Here is a 361-nt window from a genome sequence, read left to right on the forward strand (position 1 = left end):
CTTACTCGTTGAGCCTGCGAAATCTCGAGGAGATGATGGCAGAGCGAGGCATCGAGGTCGACCATTCGAGCGTGCACCGCTGGGTTATCAAGCTCGTACCGCTGTTTGAGAAGGCGTTTCGCCGCCAAGCGCCCGGCGGGCAAGAGCTGGAGGATGGACGAGACGTACGTCAAGGTCAAAGGCCAATGGAAGTATTTGTACCGCGCTGTCGACAAGCAGGGCAACACAGTCGATTTCCTGCTGCGTGCCCATCGAGACAAGGCCGCTGCGCGCCGCTACTTTGAGAAGGCGACTGACCAGAACGGCGAGCCCGAGACGATTACCGTGGACAAGAGCGGTGCGAATCTGGCTGCGCTCGAGG

General features: G+C 59.8%; 1 pseudogene. It reads left to right on the forward strand.

From position 1 onward, the window contains the following. A pseudogene (locus tag VSR34_RS38990) lies at positions 1–361 on the forward strand (IS6 family transposase); the annotation flags it as partial.

Source organism: Paraburkholderia sp. JHI2823 (genome assembly GCF_038900695.1).
In the GTDB taxonomy this organism is placed as follows: Bacteria; Pseudomonadota; Gammaproteobacteria; order Burkholderiales; family Burkholderiaceae; genus Paraburkholderia; species Paraburkholderia mimosarum.